Origin of the sequence: Halostagnicola larsenii XH-48 (assembly GCF_000517625.1) — an archaeon.
GTDB lineage: Archaea > Halobacteriota > Halobacteria > Halobacteriales > Natrialbaceae > Halostagnicola > Halostagnicola larsenii.
Map to the genome: position 1 here is coordinate 957,629 of NZ_CP007055.1, position 21,519 is coordinate 979,147.

24 protein-coding genes and 1 tRNA gene are annotated in these 21,519 nt (G+C 62.0%); 11 read left to right on the plus strand and 14 right to left on the minus strand.

From position 1 onward, the window contains the following. Positions 1 to 37 precede the first annotated feature (37 nt). From HALLA_RS04775 to HALLA_RS04785, 3 genes are all read right to left on the minus strand, one after another. Entirely contained in the window at positions 38 to 460 is a 423-nt protein-coding gene (locus HALLA_RS04775) for a hypothetical protein (RefSeq protein ID WP_174887888.1), read from the minus strand. Positions 461 to 620: 160 nt separating this feature from the next. Further along, positions 621 to 2,018 (minus strand): M14 family zinc carboxypeptidase, encoded by a 1,398-nt coding sequence (locus HALLA_RS04780; RefSeq protein WP_049952309.1) that lies wholly within the window; start codon positions 2,016 to 2,018, stop codon positions 621 to 623. A gap of 132 nt (positions 2,019 to 2,150) precedes the next feature. Beyond that, positions 2,151 to 2,906: a DUF2797 domain-containing protein gene (locus tag HALLA_RS04785; RefSeq protein WP_049952310.1), complete on the minus strand. Its 756-nt coding sequence runs from the start codon at positions 2,904 to 2,906 to the stop codon at positions 2,151 to 2,153. 137 nt (positions 2,907 to 3,043) lie between these two features. Here HALLA_RS04785 and HALLA_RS04790 point away from each other — a divergent pair, with 137 nt between their 5' ends. Then, positions 3,044 to 3,925, plus strand: coding sequence for a CbiX/SirB N-terminal domain-containing protein (locus tag HALLA_RS04790; RefSeq protein WP_049952311.1), 882 nt, complete (start codon positions 3,044 to 3,046; stop codon positions 3,923 to 3,925). A gap of 2 nt (positions 3,926 to 3,927) precedes the next feature. Further along, complete coding sequence (locus HALLA_RS04795; RefSeq protein ID WP_049952312.1) at positions 3,928 to 5,061, plus strand: DR2241 family protein; 1,134 nt, start codon at positions 3,928 to 3,930, stop codon at positions 5,059 to 5,061. Here HALLA_RS04795 and HALLA_RS04800 read toward each other — a convergent pair. Next, positions 5,058 to 5,630, minus strand: coding sequence for a DUF7524 family protein (locus tag HALLA_RS04800; RefSeq protein ID WP_049952313.1), 573 nt, complete (start codon positions 5,628 to 5,630; stop codon positions 5,058 to 5,060). The genes HALLA_RS04795 and HALLA_RS04800 overlap by 4 nt on opposite strands. Before the next feature lie 13 nt (positions 5,631 to 5,643). Further along, a complete protein-coding gene (locus tag HALLA_RS04805) occupies positions 5,644 to 5,838 on the minus strand; it encodes a methytransferase partner Trm112 (RefSeq protein ID WP_049952314.1) in 195 nt (64 codons plus the stop codon). A 138-nt stretch (positions 5,839 to 5,976) separates the two neighbouring features. Here HALLA_RS04805 and HALLA_RS04810 point away from each other — a divergent pair, with 138 nt between their 5' ends. Next, on the plus strand, positions 5,977 to 6,402 hold the full coding sequence (locus tag HALLA_RS04810; RefSeq protein WP_049952315.1) for a VOC family protein: 426 nt from the start codon (positions 5,977 to 5,979) through the stop codon (positions 6,400 to 6,402). A 24-nt stretch (positions 6,403 to 6,426) separates the two neighbouring features. On the opposite strand, the gene HALLA_RS04815 is transcribed toward HALLA_RS04810, so the two are convergent. Further along, positions 6,427 to 7,791: an adenylosuccinate synthase gene (locus HALLA_RS04815; RefSeq protein ID WP_049952316.1), complete on the minus strand. Its 1,365-nt coding sequence runs from the start codon at positions 7,789 to 7,791 to the stop codon at positions 6,427 to 6,429. 354 nt (positions 7,792 to 8,145) lie between these two features. Here HALLA_RS04815 and HALLA_RS04820 point away from each other — a divergent pair, with 354 nt between their 5' ends. Then, positions 8,146 to 8,451, plus strand: a complete 306-nt coding sequence (locus tag HALLA_RS04820; protein ID WP_049952317.1) for a hypothetical protein — start codon at positions 8,146 to 8,148, stop codon at positions 8,449 to 8,451. Positions 8,452 to 8,469: 18 nt separating this feature from the next. Here HALLA_RS04820 and HALLA_RS04825 read toward each other — a convergent pair whose 3' ends face one another. From HALLA_RS04825 to HALLA_RS04835, 3 genes are all read right to left on the minus strand, one after another. Continuing rightward, complete coding sequence (locus tag HALLA_RS04825; RefSeq protein WP_049952318.1) at positions 8,470 to 11,043, minus strand: DUF7527 domain-containing protein; 2,574 nt, start codon at positions 11,041 to 11,043, stop codon at positions 8,470 to 8,472. 37 nt (positions 11,044 to 11,080) lie between these two features. Next, the gene (locus tag HALLA_RS04830) at positions 11,081 to 11,359 is read right to left on the minus strand and encodes a UPF0058 family protein (protein WP_049952319.1); all 279 of its coding nucleotides are present in this window, start codon (positions 11,357 to 11,359) and stop codon (positions 11,081 to 11,083) included. Between the two features lie 205 nt (positions 11,360 to 11,564). Next, entirely contained in the window at positions 11,565 to 12,041 is a 477-nt protein-coding gene (locus tag HALLA_RS04835; protein ID WP_049952320.1) for a DUF5793 family protein, read from the minus strand. A 191-nt stretch (positions 12,042 to 12,232) separates the two neighbouring features. Between HALLA_RS04835 and HALLA_RS04840 the strand changes: the two genes are divergently transcribed. The 3 genes from HALLA_RS04840 (at position 12,233) to HALLA_RS04850 (ending at position 13,964) form a co-directional block, all read left to right on the plus strand. Next, positions 12,233 to 12,868, plus strand: a complete 636-nt coding sequence (locus HALLA_RS04840; protein WP_049952321.1) for a class I SAM-dependent methyltransferase — start codon at positions 12,233 to 12,235, stop codon at positions 12,866 to 12,868. Positions 12,869 to 12,934: 66 nt separating this feature from the next. Beyond that, a tRNA-Gly gene (locus tag HALLA_RS04845) sits at positions 12,935 to 13,005 on the plus strand. Between the two features lie 236 nt (positions 13,006 to 13,241). Then, on the plus strand, positions 13,242 to 13,964 hold the full coding sequence (locus HALLA_RS04850; protein WP_174887889.1) for a ZIP family metal transporter: 723 nt from the start codon (positions 13,242 to 13,244) through the stop codon (positions 13,962 to 13,964). Positions 13,965 to 14,380: 416 nt separating this feature from the next. Here the strand turns inward: HALLA_RS04850 and HALLA_RS04855 are convergent, their stop codons facing one another. The 3 genes from HALLA_RS04855 to HALLA_RS04865 all read right to left on the minus strand — a co-directional run bounded on the left by HALLA_RS04855 (position 14,381) and on the right by HALLA_RS04865 (position 16,165). Continuing rightward, entirely contained in the window at positions 14,381 to 15,094 is a 714-nt protein-coding gene (locus tag HALLA_RS04855; RefSeq protein ID WP_049952323.1) for a DICT sensory domain-containing protein, read from the minus strand. Positions 15,095 to 15,152: 58 nt separating this feature from the next. Further along, on the minus strand, positions 15,153 to 15,500 hold the full coding sequence (locus HALLA_RS04860) for a DUF7344 domain-containing protein (RefSeq protein WP_049952324.1): 348 nt from the start codon (positions 15,498 to 15,500) through the stop codon (positions 15,153 to 15,155). Between the two features lie 113 nt (positions 15,501 to 15,613). Beyond that, entirely contained in the window at positions 15,614 to 16,165 is a 552-nt protein-coding gene (locus HALLA_RS04865; protein WP_049952325.1) for a hypothetical protein, read from the minus strand. A 142-nt stretch (positions 16,166 to 16,307) separates the two neighbouring features. Between HALLA_RS04865 and HALLA_RS04870 the strand changes: the two genes are divergently transcribed. Continuing rightward, positions 16,308 to 16,895, plus strand: a complete 588-nt coding sequence (locus HALLA_RS04870) for a GNAT family N-acetyltransferase (RefSeq protein WP_049952326.1) — start codon at positions 16,308 to 16,310, stop codon at positions 16,893 to 16,895. 17 nt (positions 16,896 to 16,912) lie between these two features. Here HALLA_RS04870 and HALLA_RS04875 read toward each other — a convergent pair whose 3' ends face one another. Together HALLA_RS04875 and HALLA_RS04880 are read right to left on the minus strand one after the other, a co-directional pair. Next, positions 16,913 to 17,773 (minus strand): hypothetical protein, encoded by an 861-nt coding sequence (locus tag HALLA_RS04875; protein WP_049952327.1) that lies wholly within the window; start codon positions 17,771 to 17,773, stop codon positions 16,913 to 16,915. A gap of 1 nt (position 17,774) precedes the next feature. Then, entirely contained in the window at positions 17,775 to 19,148 is a 1,374-nt protein-coding gene (locus tag HALLA_RS04880) for an outer membrane protein assembly factor BamB family protein (RefSeq protein WP_049952328.1), read from the minus strand. 123 nt (positions 19,149 to 19,271) lie between these two features. Here HALLA_RS04880 and fen point away from each other — a divergent pair, with 123 nt between their 5' ends. The 3 genes from fen to HALLA_RS04895 all read left to right on the plus strand — a co-directional run bounded on the left by fen (position 19,272) and on the right by HALLA_RS04895 (position 21,423). Continuing rightward, positions 19,272 to 20,249, plus strand: a complete 978-nt coding sequence (gene fen, locus HALLA_RS04885) for a flap endonuclease-1 (protein WP_049952329.1) — start codon at positions 19,272 to 19,274, stop codon at positions 20,247 to 20,249. A gap of 629 nt (positions 20,250 to 20,878) precedes the next feature. Next, the gene (locus HALLA_RS04890; protein WP_157231328.1) at positions 20,879 to 21,133 is read left to right on the plus strand and encodes a hypothetical protein; all 255 of its coding nucleotides are present in this window, start codon (positions 20,879 to 20,881) and stop codon (positions 21,131 to 21,133) included. Continuing rightward, positions 21,130 to 21,423 carry a hypothetical protein gene (locus HALLA_RS04895; protein WP_049952331.1) on the plus strand — a complete coding sequence of 98 codons (294 nt, stop codon included), beginning with the start codon at positions 21,130 to 21,132 and terminating at the stop codon, positions 21,421 to 21,423. Before HALLA_RS04890 ends, HALLA_RS04895 begins: the two co-directional genes overlap by 4 nt. The last annotated feature ends 96 nt before the right edge of the window (positions 21,424 to 21,519 follow it).

The window sequence follows — 21,519 nt, forward strand, 5'->3', positions numbered from 1 at the left end:
GGCCCGATCCGTCCGATATCCGTACCGAGTGCGGATCTTACTCGTCCTCGAGCGCGTCGGCGATCCGCTTGAGCGCTCGCGTCTGATCGCGCATTTCGTCACGCATCTGGCGGACTTCCTGGACGAGTTCCTCGTTACCGACCTCGTCACCGCGCCCACCGGGACCGCCGGGTGCGCCGCCCGGACCGCCGGGACCGCCGCCCATCATGCCGCCCATCATCTGGGCGAACGGGTTGCCGCCGCCGCCCATTCCGCCGGGACCGCCCGGACCGCCACCGCCGCCACCGAACGGACTTTCCGGCGGCTCTCCCTCGCCTTCGCCCTCTTCGGCGCGCTTTTCGCGAATCTCCTCGACGCGCTCGCGGAACGACTTCTCCTCGCTGTCGTCTGCGGTTTCGTCGGGTTCGTTTTCGTCGGACATACCCTCGGATTCTGTACGGCCGCGGAAAAGGATTGCCATGTCTCGAACGACGCGATAGTCTCCCAGCGGTGGAGGTATCCCTCGGCGATTGGCCCGTGTAAGAACAGACTGAGCTTACTGTATTACGTGTATAGACGAAATTGAGATCATGATCTCGCGCGCTCGACGTGCGACCCAGTCCTCGATGCTCAGTCCGTCGTCACTCGGTGCGGTGGTTCTGCAAGTAATCCAGACAAATCAGCCCTGCGCGAGCCTGAATCGCGACGAGTTTCCAGATCGGAATCGTCTCGTAATCGAGGCTGTCTCGTATCTCATTGAGCCGTTCGTGGAAGACGGCCTCGAGTGACGATTTCGTCTCTACGAGCGTCTTGCGAGCCGTTTCGTCGGCGCTCATCGCGGCCCGGTCTATCGACCGCAACAACATCCCGAGATACGTGAGCAGGTGATACTGTCTGAGATAGCGCTCGTCGATATGTGTCGCGACGGTTGCCGGTTCGTTGGTCTCTGGGGCAGATTCCGCCCACTCGAGTTTCGACTCGAGTTCGTCCTCGAAGTGGTAGATAGCCTCCTCCGCTTCTCGAGCCATCGGCGTGTCTGGCAGGTACTTGGCGACGGACTCGACCCCGTCTCGCATCTCGTTGAGGAGCGTCTGTCTGTTTTGTGCACCTGCACGGATAACGTCCGCTCGGGTGCGACCCAGTTCTGTCTGGTCTTGAATCTGCGGGTCGTGAAAGTGCGGAAGTTCGACCACGAGTTCGATAACGTCTTCATCGAATCGACTGGCGTAATCGTAGGAGTTGCCGCCGAGGAGTACTTCTTCGGGATCGATATCGTCGTGGTTTCGTACGTCATCGAACTGGTCCTCGAAGGTCAGGAGTCGGTAGATGGCTTCGTCAAATTCCGTTGCGGTGAACCACTCGGGTTCGCCTCGGTGAAGCGGAACGTCGTACTCTCGTGGGAGCGACGAGAGTGGGTCGTAGAGCGCCTCGAGGCGTTCGCTGAGGTAGTAGTAACAGCCGCCGAACGCGGCGTTATGAAAGCTGTAAATAAACTCCGGACGGCGAGTCTCGATCAGGTCCATTAGTACCCGTGTCTCGGGTGTCGGCTCGTCGAAGGAGTATTCCTCGCGTTCGACTGGGAACGTGGCCTCTACCTGCTCGTCTGGGGGCGTTCGACAGAAGTTCTGCGCGTAGTTCGAAAGCGTAAATGGGCCGTCGAACCAGCCCTCGTTCAGCCTGACGCCGTCCGGATCGGCGACCGGCATGCAGACGAACTCGTAGTCGAGCGACGAGCGCAACTCGTCGTTCGTCGCGAGTTCGTGTAGCAGAAAATCGATCGTCATCGAGCCGATCGGTTCGTTCGGGTGGGGCGCGCCGAACAGGAGCGCACACCGGTTGCCGTCGCCGACGGTCACCGTCCATAGCGTCTCGCCACCTGCGCTCTCGCCGTGTGATTCGCACTCGACGTGGCCGTAGTTGGCATCGAGCGTCCGGTCGCGCTCGCGGTGTTCGTCGACCGTAACAAACGATTCGTAGCGCGGAATCGCGTCGTCGAACCACTCGAACGAGCACACCGATTCTGATGGATCGTTTGTCATGTCCCTTAACCATCACACTGAGAAATATAAGTATTGTCGGATGACAAGTGCAAGAAAGTCGTGCTGGACGGCCAAGCGACCCGACAAAGATCGGAGCGCACCGCTGCTTTGCATTCGATTATTGGAACCGATCTACCCGAACGAACCTAACGACGACTGTAAATTCCGACTCGTCGACTCGCCCTGGAGGAGGTCGTAGCCGACGAGGTCGCGCATGTCGACCGCGTAGGTCGTCCCCCCGTTCTCGAGCACCAGCAGGCGCCCCTTCACGCCGACGACGGTGCCCGAAGCGATGGTCTCGCGAACCGGCTGTGTCTCGAGGCCGAGTCCGTAGTCGAACTCGAATCGCTCGAGAACGTCGAATTCCTCGAGGACGTCCTCCCACGCCGCCTCGTCGACGGACGCCGCGAGCGACTCGACTTTCGTCGGCGTGCGGACGCGGTCGACCAGCCACTCGGCGATTTCGGCCTCGAGTTCGCGGGCGATCCGGCCGTTCGAGACGGTGTGTATGTGGGCCGCTCGGTCGGCGCCCTGCTCTCTGAGCCGGGTCTCGAGTCGCCGGCGTTTCGTGACGCCGACCTTGAACGTGTCCGGTCCGAACGCGGCGATGTAGACGGCGTGGTCCTCGTAGCAATCCATCTCGTCTTTGAGGCAGGTGCCGGTACAGCGCGCACAGACCCAGGTGCTCGTATGGAACTCGCAGTAGGGGGCCTTCGGTCGGTCGCACGGGACGTGGCCCTCGTCGTCGACGACGCCGGCACAGTGGCGCGAACCGAGCGTGTAGGACAACTCAGTTCCGGGCTCGAGCGACCTGCGGGTCACGTCGCTGCCGTCGCTACAAACCAGCGAGGACCCGTTTCCCGACCGTTCGTACCCGACCAGTTGCACGGGGTTTAGTTCGAACCGAATTCGTATAGGCGTAGCGTTCTCAGCAGCGGGGACTCGAGCGGGAACGCGCGTCGCGGCCCGCGGCGACCGTCGCCGACAGCGAAGTGGCTAAACCGTTCGACTCCTAACCCGCGACCATGCAAGCGCTGGTCATCGCGGCACACGGGTCACACCTCAACCCGAACGCGTCGAACCCGACGTACGCCCACGCGGACGCGATCCGCGAGACGGGCGCGTTCGACGTCGTTCGCGAAACCTTCTGGAAGGAAGAGCCACACTTTCGAGAGGTCGTCCGAACCATCGAGGCCGACGAGATCTTCGTCGTCCCGCTTTTCATCAGCGAGGGCTACTTCACCGAGCAGGTCATCCCTCGAGAGCTTCGACTCGAGGGGTGGGATCCGGAGCTGTGGGATTCCGACGGCATCGACGCCTCTCAGGCGACGTTGACGGCGACAGACACCGAGAAGACGATCCACTACTGCGGGCCGGTCGGCACGCACGACGCGATGACGGACGTGATCGTGGGTCGAGCCGAGAGCGTGACGGGCGATTCCGATGTCGGCGAGGGATTCGGACTGGCGGTCGTCGGCCACGGCACCGACCGGAACGAAAACTCGGCGAAAGCCGTCCGGTATCACACCGAGCGGATCCGCGAGATGGACCGGTTCGACGAGACCAAAGCGCTGTTCATGGACGAGGAGCCGGAGGTCGACGACGTCACCGATCACTTCGAGTGTGATGACATCGTCGTCGTCCCGCTTTTCATCGCCGACGGCTTCCACACGCAGGAGGACATTCCCGAAGATATGGGGCTCACGGACGACTATCGAAACGGCTGGGACGTTCCCGGCGCCGTCGACGGCCATCGCATCTGGTACACGGGCGCGGTCGGCACCGAGGACCTCATGGCGGACGTCGTCCTCGAGCGGGCGGCGGACGCCGGGGCCGACATCGGCAGGTCGATCGACCACGACGCAGAAAGAACCCGGCCAACGGACGCCGACGTCGCGGGTGACTGACTGTGGAGCTCCAAGACGAGGAGTTCGATCGGCTTCGTGCGACGTGTGACACCGGTCTCGAGTTCGACGGACTCCGCCTCGACCGGGACGACGATGGCTACGTCCTCGAGACCCCGCTCGAAACTCGAACGGGACTCGCTACGGGCGGGTTACGGACTGCTCTCGAGGCCGTCGACGAGTACGTCACGAACTGGCGATACTGGCAGGAAACCATCGGCGGTGAGGGGAAAGCCAGCCGAGCCTTTCTCCGCTGGTGCGAACGAGCGTCCGTGGAGGAAAGTGGCGCTACCGAGAGCCAACAAACCGAACCGCTCTCGATCCCCGAACGGTACGAGGCCCTTCGCGACGGCATCGATCGAACATGGGGCCAACTCCGGATCACCGCGCGATTCCTCGACGTGGACGATCCGAACGGCGTGCGCGTTTACGACCTCTGGCACGTCGACGACGCCGAAACCCCCCTCTCGGAACTCGAGGTCTACGACGAACCCCGCCAGGCTCGAGAGATCGCAACGACGGATGATGAGGGGCGGTATCGACCGCTCAAGACCGCACCGACGCTGGCATCGGGCTGGGCGTTTACCGGGCTCTCGGGATCGGAACTCGTCGACGCGGTCGATTTCTTCTATCCGGCGACGGTCGCAAACTGGCACCGAGAGCGCGAGGGAGACCTCGACGTTGATCACTGGATCGACACCGCAGACCGGCAAAGCGGGATCTACGACGTCGTCGACGAGTTGCCACGGGAGGCCCTCGAGTGGCTGACCGAAGCCTGTTGTGTCGATTCGCAGTGTCTTCGCCGACGCGAGTGGGAGTATTCGGCGGACGACGACATCGACGTCGACGGCGGAGACGGAATATTCCCCTGTCGAGAACCCTGCTCGCTCGTGATCGCGGCGGCACGCAAGTGGGCGATCCTCGAATCGGAATCGGAGAAAACCTACGAACTCGAACTGACGACCAGTGAACTAAACCAGCTCGAGGACCTGATCGATGCGGTCGCGGACGGCCGCGTCGACGGAATCCGCGAGGCGGACGTCAACGAAGGAGCGAACCGCTACCGGGCCAGATACCTTCGTGCGAAACGGTTCGAGGACGGTTCGCTGAACGCCACCTCGTCCGAGGGAGACGACTAATAAAGTAAGAGTCCTGCGGCAACCACGATTCCGATCGCGACGATGAGAAACCCGACGAGTGCGATCGGGCCGCCGATCGAACCGGCGGTCAGCGCCGCGACGGCGAGTGCGACCCCGGCGAGTGCGACGACACCGAGCGTGGCCGGGTCGACTCCGGTCGCATCGGTGAAGGCCTCGGTCAGAGACGGTTCGGGTTCAGGACGATGTGGTTCGCTCAGCGATTCGTCGACGTCGACTTCGGGCGGGCCGGGAACGACTTCGACGTCGATCTGGACGGCTTCCGCGCCGTACCCGATCGAAACCTCGAGCGTGCCCGAAACCGGCTCGTCGATATCGGGAACCGAGATCGGGACCACTATCTCCTCGTTCGGTTCGACGTAGTAATTGGGTTGCTCGAGAGAGCCCAGACGAGAGAGGTCGCCCTCGAGCCGACAGTGGGCGTGTGCGGGGACGTTGTGGCCTCGGAGACGAACCGCGAAAGAGCCCTCGGCTTCGATAGTCGTCGAATTCGCCTCAAGTGACTCCCCCGTATCGCGGTTTATTTCGAAGGTAAGTTCGGTCCCGGACACGATCTAACTCACCTTATGCTGGCGTCTCTTCGCGCATGTCCGGCGGCAGAAGGTTCGGAATCCCGTCCTCGATCGGATAGGTTTCGCCGCAGTCCGAGCAGGCGAGGTCTCCGGACACGACTTCGTCGCCGTCGTATTCGGCGTCCTCGAGCTCCAGTTCGTGTTTATCGAGCGGACAGCAGAGGATCTCAAGCAGCGACTCCTTCATGGTTGAAGGCTGTCGGCCGAGAGCAAAAGGTTTCGGGAAACCAATCGATCCCCAGAGTTCGCGGGGCGACCTCGCGAGGGGGCGAACCGACGACAGTTTCGACGGACACTTCTTTCACGTCGACGCAGATACGCCTCGATGTCAGTACTGCGCACACACCACGTCGGGCTCACCGTCCGAGATCTCGAGACGGTCCGTTCGTTCTATCAAAACGTCTTGGGCCTGTCCGTCGTCGACGCCTTCAGCGTCTCCGGAGCCGCCTTCGAGGAGGCCGTCGACGTACCAGAGGCCTCCGGCTCGTTCGTCCACCTCGAGTCCGACAGCGGAGATGTCAGACTCGAACTCGTCGAGTACGAACCGAACGCACCGGAAAGCCGAGCGGAATCGATCAATCAGCCGGGAGCGACCCACGTCAGCTTCACGGTCGCGGACCTCGAGGCGTTCGCGGAGACGGTTCCCGACGATGTCGAGACGCTGAGTGGGCCCCGAACGACGGCAAGTGGCACGACGATCATGTTCCTGCGCGATCCGGAGGGGAACCTGATCGAGATTCTCGAGGCCTGACTGGCAAAAAAGCGCGCAGCCGGCTTACTCGTACGGATCTTCGACGATGACGGTCTCTTCTCTACCCGGTCCGACGCCGACCGCGTAGATGGGCGTCTCGAGTTCGTCGGCGATGTACTCGAGGTAGGTGCGAGCGGCTTCTGGAATCGAATCGTAGCCCTCGGCCGCGACCGCCTCCCAATCGACGTCCGACCAGCCGTCGAACGTCTTCAGCGTCGCCTCACAGCGTCCCCACGCTTCGGTCGTCGGGGGCATCGTGAGCGTTTCCTCGCCGTCGAGGCGGTAACTGTGGCCGACCTTGACTTCCTCGAGTCCGGCAAGCACGTCGATGTGGTTGATTGCGAGACCGGTAAACCCGTTCGCTCGCGTGGCGTGGCGCAGCATCGGCATGTCGAGCCAGCCGACGCGGCGCGGGCGGCCGGTGACGGTACCGTACTCCCCACCCTCGTCGCGGATGTAGGTCGCGAGTTCCTCCTCGTCCGTCCCGCCGCCCACCTCGTCGTCGTAGTCGGGCGTCTGATCCTCGACGCCGCCGAGTTCGGTCGGAAGCGGACCGGTACCGACTCGCGAGAGGTAGGCCTTGACGATACCGATGACCTCGCCGCCGCCGACGACGGTCGGGCCGAGTCCGGTGCCGACGGTTGCGCCGCCGGCGGTCGGATTCGAGGAGGTGACGTAGGGGTAGACCCCGTGGTCGATGTCGAGCGATGTCCCCTGTGCGCCCTCGAGCATCACGTTATCGCCCGCGTCGATTCGGTTCTGGAGATAGGTTCCGCAGTCGACAGTCATTCCCTCTTCGGCGAGTCGTTCGCCGTACTCGCGGTAGGTCTCGAAGAGGTGCTCGATATCGAACGCCTCGCCGGTCTCCTTGCCGAAGACCTCCTCCGCGAGGGCTTTCTTCTGGGGAACGACGTACTCGAGACGTTCCCGGAGCACATCCGGCTCGAGGAGGTCGCCGACGCGGACCCCGCGTCGGCCTGCCTTGTCTTCGTAGGTCGGGCCGATCCCACGCTTTGTCGTCCCGGCGGCGAGGTCGTCTTTTTCGTCCTCTTCGATCCCGTCGAGTGCGCGGTGATACGGGAGGATAACGTGTGCTCGCTCGCTCACGCGAACGTCAGGATCGAGCCCGCGCTCTCGGAGCGTGTCGATCTCCTCGAACAGCGTTTCGGGGTTGACCACGCAGCCGTTGCCCAGAACGCCGACTTTCCCCCGAACTGCGCCGGAGGGGACGAGCGAGAGTTTGTACTTCGTTCCGTCGTGAACGACGGTGTGTCCAGCGTTGTCGCCGCCCTGATAGCGAGCGACCACGTCGACGGCGTCGCCGTAGATATCGACGACGCCGCCCTTGCCTTCGTCGCCGAGTTGCGACCCGACGATTGTGACGGTCATAACAGCGGCGGATTCTTGCCGGGCCGATAAACAGATTACGGTATTGCCGGGTGAGATCGGCGAGGATGAACAGGAACGTGAATATTGTGCAGCAACGTGAGTATATTTCTCCCCTCACTGGTGAGAATCGGGGAAATATTACCGTGAGGATCGCTATCGATTCTCCTTGATTAGCCGCTCACGGCGTGAGCGGCTACTATCTGGTAAACACACTCGAATCGTCGTCAACGTATCGGAGACGAATACCGAAACACGAACTGTTAACTACTCGCAAGACCCATCGGCGATTGAACACGTTCTGTCCGGTTTCGGAGAGTAACTTTTAAAAGGCGGAAAGACAAGTTAACAAATGCCATGATAGACCGACTGGAGAAGGAAGTCGATATGCTGGAACGACATCTGCAGGTCCTGAAGATGGTTATCGAGAACGAACCGATCGGGATCGTCAAGATGTCGAACGAAACCGGGTATCCACACCACAAAGTGCGCTACTCGCTGCGCGTCTTGGAGGAGGAGAACCTCATCGAGCCCTCGAGTCAGGGCGCGATCAAGACCGAGCGGACGGTCGAATTCGTCGACGAACTCGACGGCAAGATGGACGAGATCGTCGAGAAGCTCGAAGGCATGAAGATCGAAGACGCGACAGAAATCGAAGGATAGCGGCGTTTTACACTGAACTTAGAGTTCTGGGACGTTCATGTGGAAGCCGCTCGAGCGCGACTCGACGAGCGCGAGGTGGTAGCCCTGTTTTCGCGAGAGGTTGACGTAGCTGAGCTTCGAGCCGCGGCTGAGAAAGCCGCTACTTGTCGCCTGTTCGGTCACCTCGAGCGCGCCGGGTTCGAAATAACTCGCGGTGACGACCATGGCCGCCCCGAGATCCGGGTAATTCGCCGTGACGGCTGAAGCCGCCTCCTCTAGGGCTGCAAGCATTTCTTCGCTCGCCGGATCGCGCGAGTCGTTGCAATTCGCGACGACCAGCGGGTTCCCCATTTTGTCGAACGCGACGACGTCGAAGGTTACCTCCTCGGGGACATCGTCGGTCTCGTCGTCCTCGAGTGAGATCGACGCCTGAAGCTCCGCCCGGTCGATCCGCGGAATCGCGTCGTAGAGATCGGCGAGTGCGTCGCCGTGTCCCGTATCTCGAATCTCGAAAAGCAGCGTCTGAACGAGCCAATCGACGAACTGGTACTCCATCGTATCTGCGAGAAAGTCCTCGTATGACCGACCCGCGACAGCCACGTTCGACGAATCGAATGTCGTGTGCTGTTCGATCTGGAGATTCGAGGCGACCGCATCTCGCTCGTCGGCACCGTCGTGGGCCGTCTGGAGCGTTGGATCGCTCTTCGAAGCGTATCGGACGAACAGGTTCGTCCCCGAAAGTGCTTCGCGTGGTGACAGTTGCTGGTCCGCTTTTGTGTCGCCGAACCCTGCCGTGCCGGCCTCGGCGTCGATCGCATCCGCGTTGCGAAGCCGCTCACACGCTGTCTCGAGTTCGGTTATCCTCGCGTTGAGTTGCTCGACCGTCGCAGAAAGCTCCTGATTCTCGGCTCGCAACCGGTCGCGTTCGGATTCGAGTTCCGCGTTCTCGGCCTCGAGGGTCTCCCGTCTCGACTCGAGTTCTCGGGCGTGCTGGGTGAGCGTCTCGATTCGCTGTTCGTACTCATCGACCGTCGTTTCGGGCGAGGTACCGTCGGGTCGACTCCGCACGGATTCTGCCGCGTTCGAGGGGGAATCGCCCGTGGATTCCTGCTCGGTACCGTCGGCGTTCGACGCAGCCGCTGTGTCCGTCCTCGAGTGATCCTGCCTCGGATCGCCGCCCGTCGTCTCGTCCGCGCGCGCAGTTTCCGACGATTGGGCCCGTCGCTCCCGGCGTTCGTCTGTACCACTGTCGGTCGATTGGCGCTGGACCGCGCCGACGTGCTCTGACTTTTCCGGATCGATCGATGGAATGCTCCGCGTCTCGCGCCAGCGCTCTTCTTGTTTCAAGCGTGCGTCGAGTTCTCCTTCCTCCTCGGAATCTGTCGACTCGTCGTCGGATTCGGCCGGTTCCTCGTGCGGTGGGGCTTCGGGCGACTGTGCGGTCTGGTCGGACTGATCTGCCCCCGCGTCTTCTTGTACATCGCCCTCGTCCTCGAGCGACGGACCGGCTGAATTGGCGGTCGATTCGGATGGGGTTTCAGCGGCATCTGCTGGCTCTTCTTGCGACGGCGTTTCCGCCGATTCGATCCGTGTCGGTTGCTGATCATCTTGCTCGGCGCTCGATTCCGGACGTTCAGCAACCGTTTCCGTCACGCTCGAGTCACCCGTTCCGTCGTCGTCGGCCGCTTCATCAGTGGATTCGTCCGTATACGACACCGTAGCGGAGCCGGTCTCGTCCGACGACGGCTCGCCGTCGCTTGACTGGGAGGACGAACTGGCGGTGGAATCGGACTCGTCGTCGATATCGGTCAGATCCGACACTTCGCGAAGTTCCGACGCGGACGCCGGTCGAGCGGTCTCCTGGGATTGCGCGGTCGAACTCGAGCCGGCCGGTGGTTCCGTCCCTGTGTTGGACGAGGGTTCGTCGGCCGATGTCGTCTCGTCCGTGTTCTCTGCTGTGGACGTTGAGTCCATCGTTACGGCGTTCGATTCCTCGTCAGTGGAACTGGGAGAATCAGCCGATGCTGGCGCGGTTTCCTCGCTCGAACTGGACGGTGACGCCGACTGGCCGCTACTCTCCGGTACGTCTGTCACGTCGATTTCGACGTCGACGACTTCGTAGATGCCAACCTCGTCTGCGGCGCGTTCGAACGCTTCCTCGCCGGTGAGCAGTCGTTGTGCGTTGCCGATGTACGCCGCAGCCATCCGTCGACCGCCGTAGTAGACGGCGTAGTAATCGCCGCTTAGAACCTGTTCGCTCAGTTCGATATAGCCGGTAAACGAGCCGTCTTTGAGCGTCTGGTCGACTTCCGAAAGGGGCGTTTCGTTCGTGTAGTAGCTTGCCCTGGTTTCTCCTCCCTGTGCTTGCATCGAACAAAGCAGCGGTAACGAATCGTGTGGTGCGGCGTAAATCGTTCCGGATGCACGTTCGAAGGCCATTATCTCGCCGTCGACGACGCCGACGACGCGACCGTTTAGCATAAACAACCACGTTCCACTCGCGGTCACGACGCCCGAAAAGTCGGTATCAGCGAGCGTGGAAAGTTCGTTGTAACCGCCAGTAAAGGGACGAGAATCCCATCGTTCGACGCGCTCTTGCGTGCGCGAGTCCATAGTCCAACATGCCGTAACCGGAACAAATACGTTTCGCCTATATTTTCGATTCCGCGTCGTCGGCGAGTTCTGCCATCCGCTTGCCGATTCGGCCGGCGCTCGAGAACTCGTCTTCGCTCATCGCACTTGCCAGCGCGTTGCCGAGGACGAACACCGCGTGTTTGTGTTCGCTCTTCGATTTGTGTACGTGGGACGGATCCACATCCAGCTGGCGATACGGATCGAACAGCTCCTCGTCGACGTTCTCGCGTTGGGAAAAATACTCCATGATGACGACAAGTTCTTCGTGGAGCTCGAGGAGTTCGTCTTTGTGCATGCGCGACCATACGAACGGTTTCGATTTAAGAGTTTTGTGCAACACCGTCCCAAAACCGCCGTGACCGGCACATTCGGTCAGCGCCGACCGGCGAGTTTTGTCACCGACGGACGGACGAGCGTATCGACCACCGTACGTCTCGCGACTCGACGAGGCGTATCGGAAGTTCGTTCCGGCGACGGAACGCGATTCGAATCGGCGGCGCTTACAGTTCGACGCCGCTCGGGATCAAACTGTGTTGGCGCAGGAGGCTTCCCTCGTCGTCGTAGACGAGGAACGTGCGTTTGTCGTAGCTGACGAACGGGTCACCGTCGATGCTGATCTCGACTTCGTAGCGACCGTCGTCCTGTGCGGTGTGTTCCCCGTATCCTCGAGCGGCCTGAATGAACTGGAGGACGTCGCTCGCGTTTTCGTTTAGCTCGAGGATGAACTCTCCGGTGACCCTGTTCGTGACGCTGACGACTCCCGCTACCTCCCCTTCCCCGCCGAGCGGCGATTGCAATCGAAGCGACGCGTCGGTCTCGTCGGCCTCGAGCAGGCCGCCGTCCGGTCCTGTCAGGCGCTTGCGAAGTTCCGTCGTCGGGCCGGTAAATTCGATGGATACCTCCGGTTTCCGAGGGGTGCTATCGGTATTGACCCAGTCGACATTGCTGACATCTAGCGTGAAGTGCTCGCGCCTCATTCCGTGCCTATCGTTTGGACCTCACACGGTATGAACGTAACGCACGCAACATCTGACAGCGGTGGTGTGTGCTTGGCCGACTCGACTCGATTTTCCGGGTAATCGGACTGGCCACGCCCCAAGCCGGCGCATCGAGAACCCCACGCCGGGTCCGAACGGCTTTTGCCCGTTCTGCACTGATCCTCCACCGAATGAGCAATCGCGCCGACGTTCGTCGCACGTACGATCGGATCGCCGATCACTTCGCCTCGACGCGCGAGTACGCCTGGCCCGAGGTCGAGGCCTTCGTCGCGGACGCGCCAGCCTCGAGCGTCGGACTCGACCTCGGCTGTGGCAACTGCCGGCACGCCGAACTCCTCGCGGACCGAACCGATCACGTCCTCGGCCTCGACGCCAGCCGCGGATTGCTCGAGACGGCCCGCTCGAGGGCTTTGGAACGGGGTTTCGAGGTCGACCTGCTTCAGGGAGACGCCGCTCGTATCCCCCTCGAGGATGGAACAATCGATCTCGCAGTCTACGTCGCCACGATTCAGCACCTCCCCACCGAGGCGAGCAGACGGACGAGTCTGAACGAATTGGCTCGAGTGCTCACGCCCACCGGTCGGGCGCTGGTTAGTACGTGGTCGACGGCCCACGACACGTTCGACGAAACCGAGTCGTTCGATACGACCGTCGAGTGGACGCTTCCGGACGGCGAAACGGTCGACCGGTTCTACCACATCTACTCACCGGAAGCGTTCGAAGCCGCGATAGAGGACAGCGACCTCGAACTGCTGGCGTTCGAACTCTCGAGCGGTAACTGCTACGCGACCGTGGGTGGCTCGTAGGCTCGCTCGAGGTCAACAATCGAAAAAGGAAGTCACTTAAGGGAGAGTCACTAATCGGCTGATGGAGCGCGGATGGTCTAGTGGTAGGACCTGAGCCTTCCAAGCTCATGGCCCGGGTTCAAATCCCGGTCCGCGCATTCCTTCGGCGAACAATATCGTGAGCCGAAGGCATCGCAGAGGATTTGAATTACGGAAGACGCACGCTCACGAGCGAAGCGAGTGAGACCGTCTTCAGATGGTTCAAATCCCGATCCACACACTTTTCGACGAACGGACGGAGAAGAAAATATCGTATCCGTAGACAGAGGTATTTCTTCACCCCGAATTTGACGGTGAGTACATTCACTAGGTTTGAGGTACAATCACTGGTAGAATGGTTGGGACGCTAACTCAAGCGCTTTCGTACACTATGTTGGCGGTCGTCGCCGCGCTCGTCGGGGGAATTATAGCAGTCTACCGCACGCCAGGACCACAAATGGAGAGCAATGTCCAGCACTTCGCGGCTGGCGTCGTGTTCGCCGCCGTCGCCGCCGAACTTCTCCCAGATGTCCATACACGCGCTCCAATCGTGGTTGTCATTGGATTTGCGATCGGTGTCGCCACCATGCTTGGCATCCATCGACTCAGTAAGTACGTCGAAAAGCGGGATATCGGCGGAAAGATGGCGGATGCCGCTGGCCTGCTGATCACCGTGGGTATCGACATGCTGATCGATGGCGTCCTGATCGGCGTGACGTTTCTGGCGGAGGCGGCCACGGGTGTTCTCATTGCAGTGGCACTCGCAATCGAGGTCCTATTTCTCGGCGCAACCGGCGTCATAGCACTACCGGAAGAGACGAGTACAGTGAAGAAACTCGCCGTCCCTGCCGGGTTCGGGATTCTACTGCTGACCGGAGTGATCACTGGCGTACTCGTGTTCGACGGCGTTACGGGCACTCCGATCGCGCTCGTACTCGCGTTCGGATCTGCTGCCCTTCTTTACTTGGTGACCGAGGAACTCCTCGTCAAAGCCCAGGAGGTACCGGAAACACCGACATCCACGACGCTGTTCTTTGTCGGATTTCTTCTTATCTTTCTCATTGATATGTTGCACTGAGCTTCGAGAATGTACGTACCGCTGACCCAGCTCCAGTGTCGCCCGAGATGTTTGGAATAGTCGTCGCTTTCTATGCCTCTTCCGAGTAGTCGTTCGAATCGAGTACAGACACTTCCCATGTCCCTGTATTGGTCGGTGTCACTCGCACCGACTGATCCGTTACGCTGCTGTCCTCGTCTCCCAACCTGGGCACCCGAAGCACGCTCTTCCGAGGTATCATCGACACTGGCGGAGACTTCGTCGACGGCGCGATCGATATCTTGTACCACCGACCGGCGGTCGATTGTATGCGAGCTGATGCCTTGGACTATACAATGTATCACATGGAATAACCCCCTCGAGCAACTGCGCCCCATCAGCGACCAATCCCTGAGAAGCCCGCAACCTCCGTTTCGGACGAACATCCCTTCGAACGCTCAGCCGTACGTCTCGAGCAGGTACGCGTCGAGGTCGGCGACCAGTTCCGGGTCAGAACTCCAGAAGCCGGTGTAGGTTCCGTCGTCCTCCTCTCGAGCGAGCAACGCGTAGGGTCCGAGCGGATCGTCGCCGCCGTCGTAGACGAGAAACCAGAACGTACCGATTTCGGCGGCCGTTTCGCGATGGATCGTCGGCGACAGTCCGACCGGTGCGTTCCAGTCGGCCCCGCCGTAGACGTGGATCTCGAGGTCCGTTTCTCGCGCGAGTCGGTCGTAGACGGGGAGTTGGTCCTCGTATGCGGACAGATTCTGGAACCCGACTCGAAGCGTTCCGTGACCGACGTGCCAGGCGCGGTGTTCGATATCTCGCGCGGTCGCCAGGAGTTGGCGTCGACTGAGCGGGGACGTAAGCGTATTCTCGAGGACCTCTAGCAGGCGGAGGTACGCGGCACCGACGAAGTGTTCGGCCCAGGGCTCGCTGATCGGCGGGTCGAGGAACTCCTGTGCAGCGGTGAGCCCGATCGACGCCCGAAAGCGCCCGTTCTCGAAGACGATGAGAAACCCGTCATCGGTGGCCGCTGGAAGCGATCGGTACTCCGTCGTACTGTTCCGGCGCTCGAACTGCTCGGTCAGTTCCGGCAGCGGCTCCGGCGCGTAGAGTTCGATCGTTCGGGTGGTCTCCCCGACGCGCTCGAGAAACGCAGAAAGCGTCATCGGACTCGGGTGCCGTGTCGTCGGAGTTCCGGTGAGTGCAGTAGTTCAGAGCGCATAGTCACGCCCCGGTCTCTTCGGCGCAGGCTCGTTCGATGAGCGATCGAGCGTCGTCGGAACACGGCGACAGCGAGAGCGATTCGGTCGCCTCGTCGTAGTCGACGAGGCTCGATTCGATCAGCAGGGGAACGTGACGGTGTCGGAAAGCGGTCACCATGGTATCTCGGTCGTCTTTGTGACCGATCTCGGAGGAGTCGGCTTTCACCCAGCCGGTAACGACGTTCCCGAGATCTTGTATGGAGACGCGGTCGTGCTCGAGCAGAAAGTAGAGGGCATACCGGCGATCACGCTTACAAAGAACGTCGAATACGGCATCGATCACCTTCGGATCGACAGCGTCGTTGCTCATAGCTCGCCACTGTGGGTGATAGATCTCTCGCGTAGATCACTCTTCGGCTTGCAGAAGGTCGTCTCTCTTGCCAAATTGGCCGCCGATCGACGATGGCTTGTCGCCGCCATCAGTTACTCCTCGAATGGCGAATCGGCGGGTTGATGATGCACGTCGATCGTGATGGCGAAGACGGCTCCGAGAACGAGACCGTACAGGGCGTGACCCGAGAGGCTTTCGACGGCCGTCCCCGGAAACTCGGTAGCAGCCTCGCCGCCGACCGGGCCGGCGAGTGTGGGTAATACGATCAGCGGGATGATCGCCCAGATCGCCAGGCCGAAGGCGAGCCCTGCCCCGACGAGTCGGACCGTGACTCCAGTTTCCGAGAGCGCTTCCGTTTCGGGATTCGTCCGGATGATCCCGAGCATAATCTCGCGAGTAACGATAAACCCGAAGATCACGCCCAGAACCGCGCCGTGAGCGATGTGGATCGCCCAGCCGGCGATACCTCCCGCCTCGAGGCCGTAAAAGGCTGGGATCGTTACTTGAACGATTTCCGGGTCAAATAGCCACATGACGAGCCCGAACGCTGCGGCACCGACCGCCCCCGCGATGATGCCGCCGATCGGCCAGCCAAACCGGCTCTCGATGCCGTGCGCGGATTCTTCGTTAGATTCGGCGCTCATAGTACCAGCCCTACCACGAACTGACCCAAAAGCGTTCGTCCGGAACGCACAGCCGCGGAGCCAGTTTCGGCCGCGACCAGTTTCGATAACAGCCTGTGCGAAACGAGGGTCTTAGTAGCTCGACGCCCGAAACGGGACTATCGTGGAACTCGAGGTTCTGGGTTGGCCGCCGGACGGGCCGAAACTTCGGCTGGATTACGAGCGGTTTAGCTACGCCGGGAAGTTCGTGATGACGAATACGGGTAAGGCGGTCGCTCGAGCGAACGGCGACGGAACCGACGAGCAAGGTGAAGGATCCACCGACGAGGTGCTCGCGGCGGCATCGTTCAACGAGGATCGAACGGACGCCGACACCTGCTGGATCCGGTACGTCACCGTGGAACGGTCGCGACGCGGCGAGGGAATCGGTCCGCGTCTGCTCGCGTTCGTCCGCGACCGGGCGATCGAACGCGGATACGCTCGCGTCCGAATCGCCGTCAACAACCCCTTCGCGTACGAAGCGCTCTACCGGGCCGGCTTTTCCTATACTGGCGAGACGACCGGCATCGCCGAACTCGTCCTGGAGTATCCGGGCCCGAACTCGGATCCGGACCCGGACGCCGACGCGGACTGGGACGAACGCGAGCGCTATCAGGCCGGTCTCGAGGAGTTCCGCGAACGCGACCTCTCCGACGAGGAGGCGGCGTTTCTCGAGTCGCGAGATGGCAGCGGGCCGCCAGATCGGCTGTGAGTGAGTGTATAGCGTAACTACTGCGAGCCGACCCGATACAGCGCGGCGACCGCGACGGCGTGGACCGTCCCCGCGACGGTCGCGCTGACGACGGTCGCCAGCGCGGCCCCGACGGTCGGCGATGACGCGAGTTGCGAGACGCCGGTCAGCGCGTAGCCGACGTAGCCGAGGCCGACCAGCATCACGAGAATGGAGCCGGGATTCGCAACCGCATACTCGAGGCTCTCGATCGCGGCCGCGATCGGTCGTCTCCCGCCTACGACGATGATCGCGGGAGCGACGAACAGCCAGACGAGGATCGGAGCGAGCACGAGCAGCGCCACGAGCGCGAGTCCGACGCCGGCACCGGCCCACAGACCCGACAGGAACAGTACGCCGAACTGGGCGCTATCGATGACGACGACGTACGCGACGAGCCAGGCGACCCGGTCGAGCGGCGGCGTGATCCCGTCCGTGTCGGCGGCCGCCAGCCACAGGCAGCCGGCGAACGCGACCGCCGTCGCGGCGCTTATCGCGACCTGCCAGCCGACGAAGGCGACGAGAAACCGGGGTTTCATTCCGGTGAGAATCGCGGAACCCATCTCGACCGTCGGCTCGAGCCGCGGGACGAACGGCAGCGAGAGCCGAACCAGACCGCCCTCGGGAAACGGAGCGAGGCCGACGGGATAGGGCGACGCGAGCCTGGCGGCCGTGCTCGCAGCGCCGAGCGCACCGGCGACGACGAACGGGACGAAAAGTAGCGGCCGCCCGCGGATTAGAGCGAGCGCGGTCGCGATGATCGACGCGAGACCGGGACCGCTACTAGGACTCGAGGCTCCCGACTCCGATGTCGTCTCGCTCCCGTTCGCCGAGTCCGAATCGGAGTCGTCAGTCGCCATTTTATCCGAGCCCGTAGAGCATCAGCGTCGTTCCGATAACGATTCGATCGCCGGCGACGACCGCCGGCGTCAGGGCTGCGCGTTCGGTTTCGCCGCCGCCGGCCGTCCCGACGGTTTCGGTGAACGTCCACAGCCGTCCGCCGTCCGCCGTCGCGAGGGCGTGAAGTCCCAAACTACCGGGGACCAACAGGAGGTCGCCGGCGACCGTCGGTGGCGGCCCCTCTTCCGTCAGGACGCTGCCGGGCGTATCGTCGACGGTCTTCGTCCACCGAACGCCGCCGTCCTCGCGGTCGATGGCCGCAACGGCGATCGGATCTGCCCCATCCTCGGCTTCGATCACGCCGACGTGGTAGACGTTCGTCTCGTCGACGGCGAGTCCGACGTGAGAGCCGCGCTCGAGCAGCCGAGTCCAGCCGTGATCGCCCGTCGCGGCGTCGAGTTCGCGGATCCGAACCGCCCGTCTCGAGTCCGATTCCGCCCATCCGACGGTGTAGACCGCCCCGTCGCGTGCCGCCATGCTGTCTCCGGCCTCGACTCGCCACTCGGGGGTCCGCCCCTCGCCGACGGTCCACTCGCGAGTGCCGTCCGCGAGGTCGAGCCCGACGAACACCGGCCCGCCGAGGACGCGCCCTTTCACGACGACGGTTCCGGTCGCGGTGTCGACAACGTGACCGACGGGAACGAGCGAGTACTCGTCGTCGGGGTTGGCGGCCGCGAGCCCATATCGCCAGTGCTCGCCGCCGTCGTCGGCCGCGACGGCCGAAACGGTTCCCCACGGATGGAGGCTGACTATTCCCTCGTCCGTGACGACCGGTGCGCCGAGCCATGCCGCGTCCGAACCGAGCCCGCCCGGTGGCGACGTGCTAACGCCCTCGTCGTCGATCCACCAGCGTACCCGGCCCTCGCCGAGCCCCGAGACGCTCTCGGGCCAGCCGTCGGGCTCGGCGGCGTAGCCGGCGATCACGTTGCCGTAGGGGACGAGCAACACGCCGTCCCGGTAAACCGTCGTCGAGGCGAACGCCATCGGGCCGGCGCCCCGGCCGAAGCCACCGTAGGTATTGGAGACGTCACCGTCGCCGGTCTCCGCGTCGACGACGAATAGGCCGTTGGCGTACTGGCAGTAGACGGTCCCGTTCGCGACCACCGGCGGGAACCACTCGGACGCACCGACCGAGCGCGACCAGGCGATCTCGACGCCATCACGGGGAATATCGGCGTCCGGAACGAACCGCGTCCGACCCGGATCGCGGCCGTACATTTGCCAGTCGGCCTCGGTTGCGGCCGGCGTCCGGTCGGCGCCGAGACAGCCCGCGCCGAGAAGCGTTCCCACTCCGGCGAGCACCGTCCGGCGACGCGATCTCGGAACGCGATCCATCGAATCAGTTAGTAGACGTTCATTTCAGCGTCGGAATAAATGCTTCGTGTCGCCGTCGAACGACTCGGGGCGGTGGGCGGGCCAAAGCCAACGATTCAAATCCCGGACCACCCAACTACCCCCATGGGAAACGCTGCACTTCGGGACATCGCCGTCATCGAGGAGATTCCCTTCGACGATATCGAAGGCGTCGTCGCCGTGGACGCGCACAACTGGCTGTATCGGTATCTGACGACGACGGTCAAGTGGACGAACAGCGACGCGTACACGACCGGCGACGGAACCGAGGTCGCCAACCTGATCGGCATCGTCCAGGGACTCCCCAAGTTCTTCGAAAACGATGTGACGCCGGTGATGGTCTTCGACGGCGGCCCCTCCGAACTCAAAGACGACGAGATCGAATCCCGCCGCGAACAGCGACGGAGCTACGAGGACCAACTCGAGACCGCCCGCGAGGAGGGTGATGCAGTCGCCATCGCACAACTCGAGTCGCGCACGCAGCGGCTGACGCCAACGATTCAAGAAACCAGCCGGGAACTACTGGGACTCCTCGACGTACCGGTCGTCGAAGCGCCCGCCGAGGGGGAAGCCCAGGCGGCGCACATGGTCAAACGGGGTGACGCCGATTACGTCGGCTCGGAGGACTACGACGCCCTCCTCTTTGGCTCTCCGCTGACCCTCCGTCAGCTGACGAGCAAGGGCGACCCCGAACTGATGGATCTCGAGGCCACCCTCGACCACCACGAACTAACCCTCGAGCAACTCATCGACGCCGCGATTCTCATCGGGACGGATTTCAACGAGGGCGTCAGGGGGATCGGTCCGAAGACGGCCCTCGACGCGATTACCGAACACGGCGACATGTGGAGCGTCCTCGAAGCACGCGGTGAGAGCATCGAGTACGGCGACCGGGTCCGACAGCTGTTTCGCGAGCCAAACGTCACCGACGACTACGAGTTCGAAACGACCCTCGAGCCGGATGTCGAAGCCGCGCAATCGTACGTGGTCGATGAATGGGGCGTCGGTGCGAACGAAGTCGAGCGGGGCTTCGAGCGAATCGAAGAAAGCGCGGTTCAGTCGGGACTGGATCGCTGGACGTAATGGATACGCGAAAGCTGTGGGCGGATTGATTGGCGTGCGAGAGAATCGATTTTATCGGAACGCGTATCGAGTTTACGAGAACGAGTCAGTCATCCGTGCGTTCAGCGACGTCATCTCTAATACAGCGCCAAATTAGATTTTACTAACGAACATCGACGAAACACTATGAGCTGCGTTCGGCTTATGTAATTTTCTTGCCACAGTCGAACCGGACGGGGGAGAAAACTCCTTTCGACTCGACACTGCCCCCGTGTTTGACGCCCGTTTCACATGGAGTTGCGGACTAGAACCGCTGTACAGCGACGCGGTAACGAAATATTATGGCGTGATCGGACAATCACGATAATAAATAAAACCTCTCGAGCTACGGACTTGATCCATTCGAAATGTCGGTTCGTATCGGGAGACTGCAACTGGTTCAGCTGAGTGTCGGCCATGATCAATTTTCAGTCATTAGCATCCAGTTTCATCATGGTGAAGACATTTATACGAAATCCGTTCTTACTCGTTGATCTCTGACCATTCCATCAACGGATCGAAACATGAACTGTATACGATGCGGAAATGATGCTGGATACAATCGACTGGTGGCCGAGCTATACAGTGGGGCCGATATCGGGGGATTGTGTATGAACTGCGAGAAAGAACACTACGGGGAGTGTCTCTCCTACGTCTCCCGAAACGGGCCGCGACAATGTGCCTTTTGCGAGCGAGACGGTCACTTCGCGCTTCCGCGGTGGGTTCCGTCACTCGAGCATACGGACGACAAACTCGTGTCGTCGGTTTCGCTCGAGGAGACGGACACTGCGGTCAAGTTGTGTGACGAACACGTCCAACCAGTGGTGAACGAACCGACGACCGACAAGCAACTCGTTACACGATGACGATCCCGCTGCGAACGCACGCCTCCTGGATGTCGAAAAACGACGACCGGGTACTCGAGCACCTCGCTCGTCACGGGCCACACCGGGCGCTCGAACTCCGTTCGGCGTTGGCCGACCGAAGCGCGACGCTCGAATTCCGGCCGATGTATCTGCAGAAGCGCCTCGAAATACTCGCCGACGCGGGCCTGGTTTCGTACGACGGGCTCAGGTACGAACTCTCCTCGCAGGGGATGGCCTACCTCGAGGGAGATCTCGATGCGAGTACCTTGTATCGGGAGGTCCCCGAGTAAGTGGACCTGGATGTCGTCGAGGGCGTCATCGAGTCGCCAGAGGTGTTGCCTCGAGTCGACTCGTCGTGGGGCAATCGGGTCGTCGGGCAGGTGGTG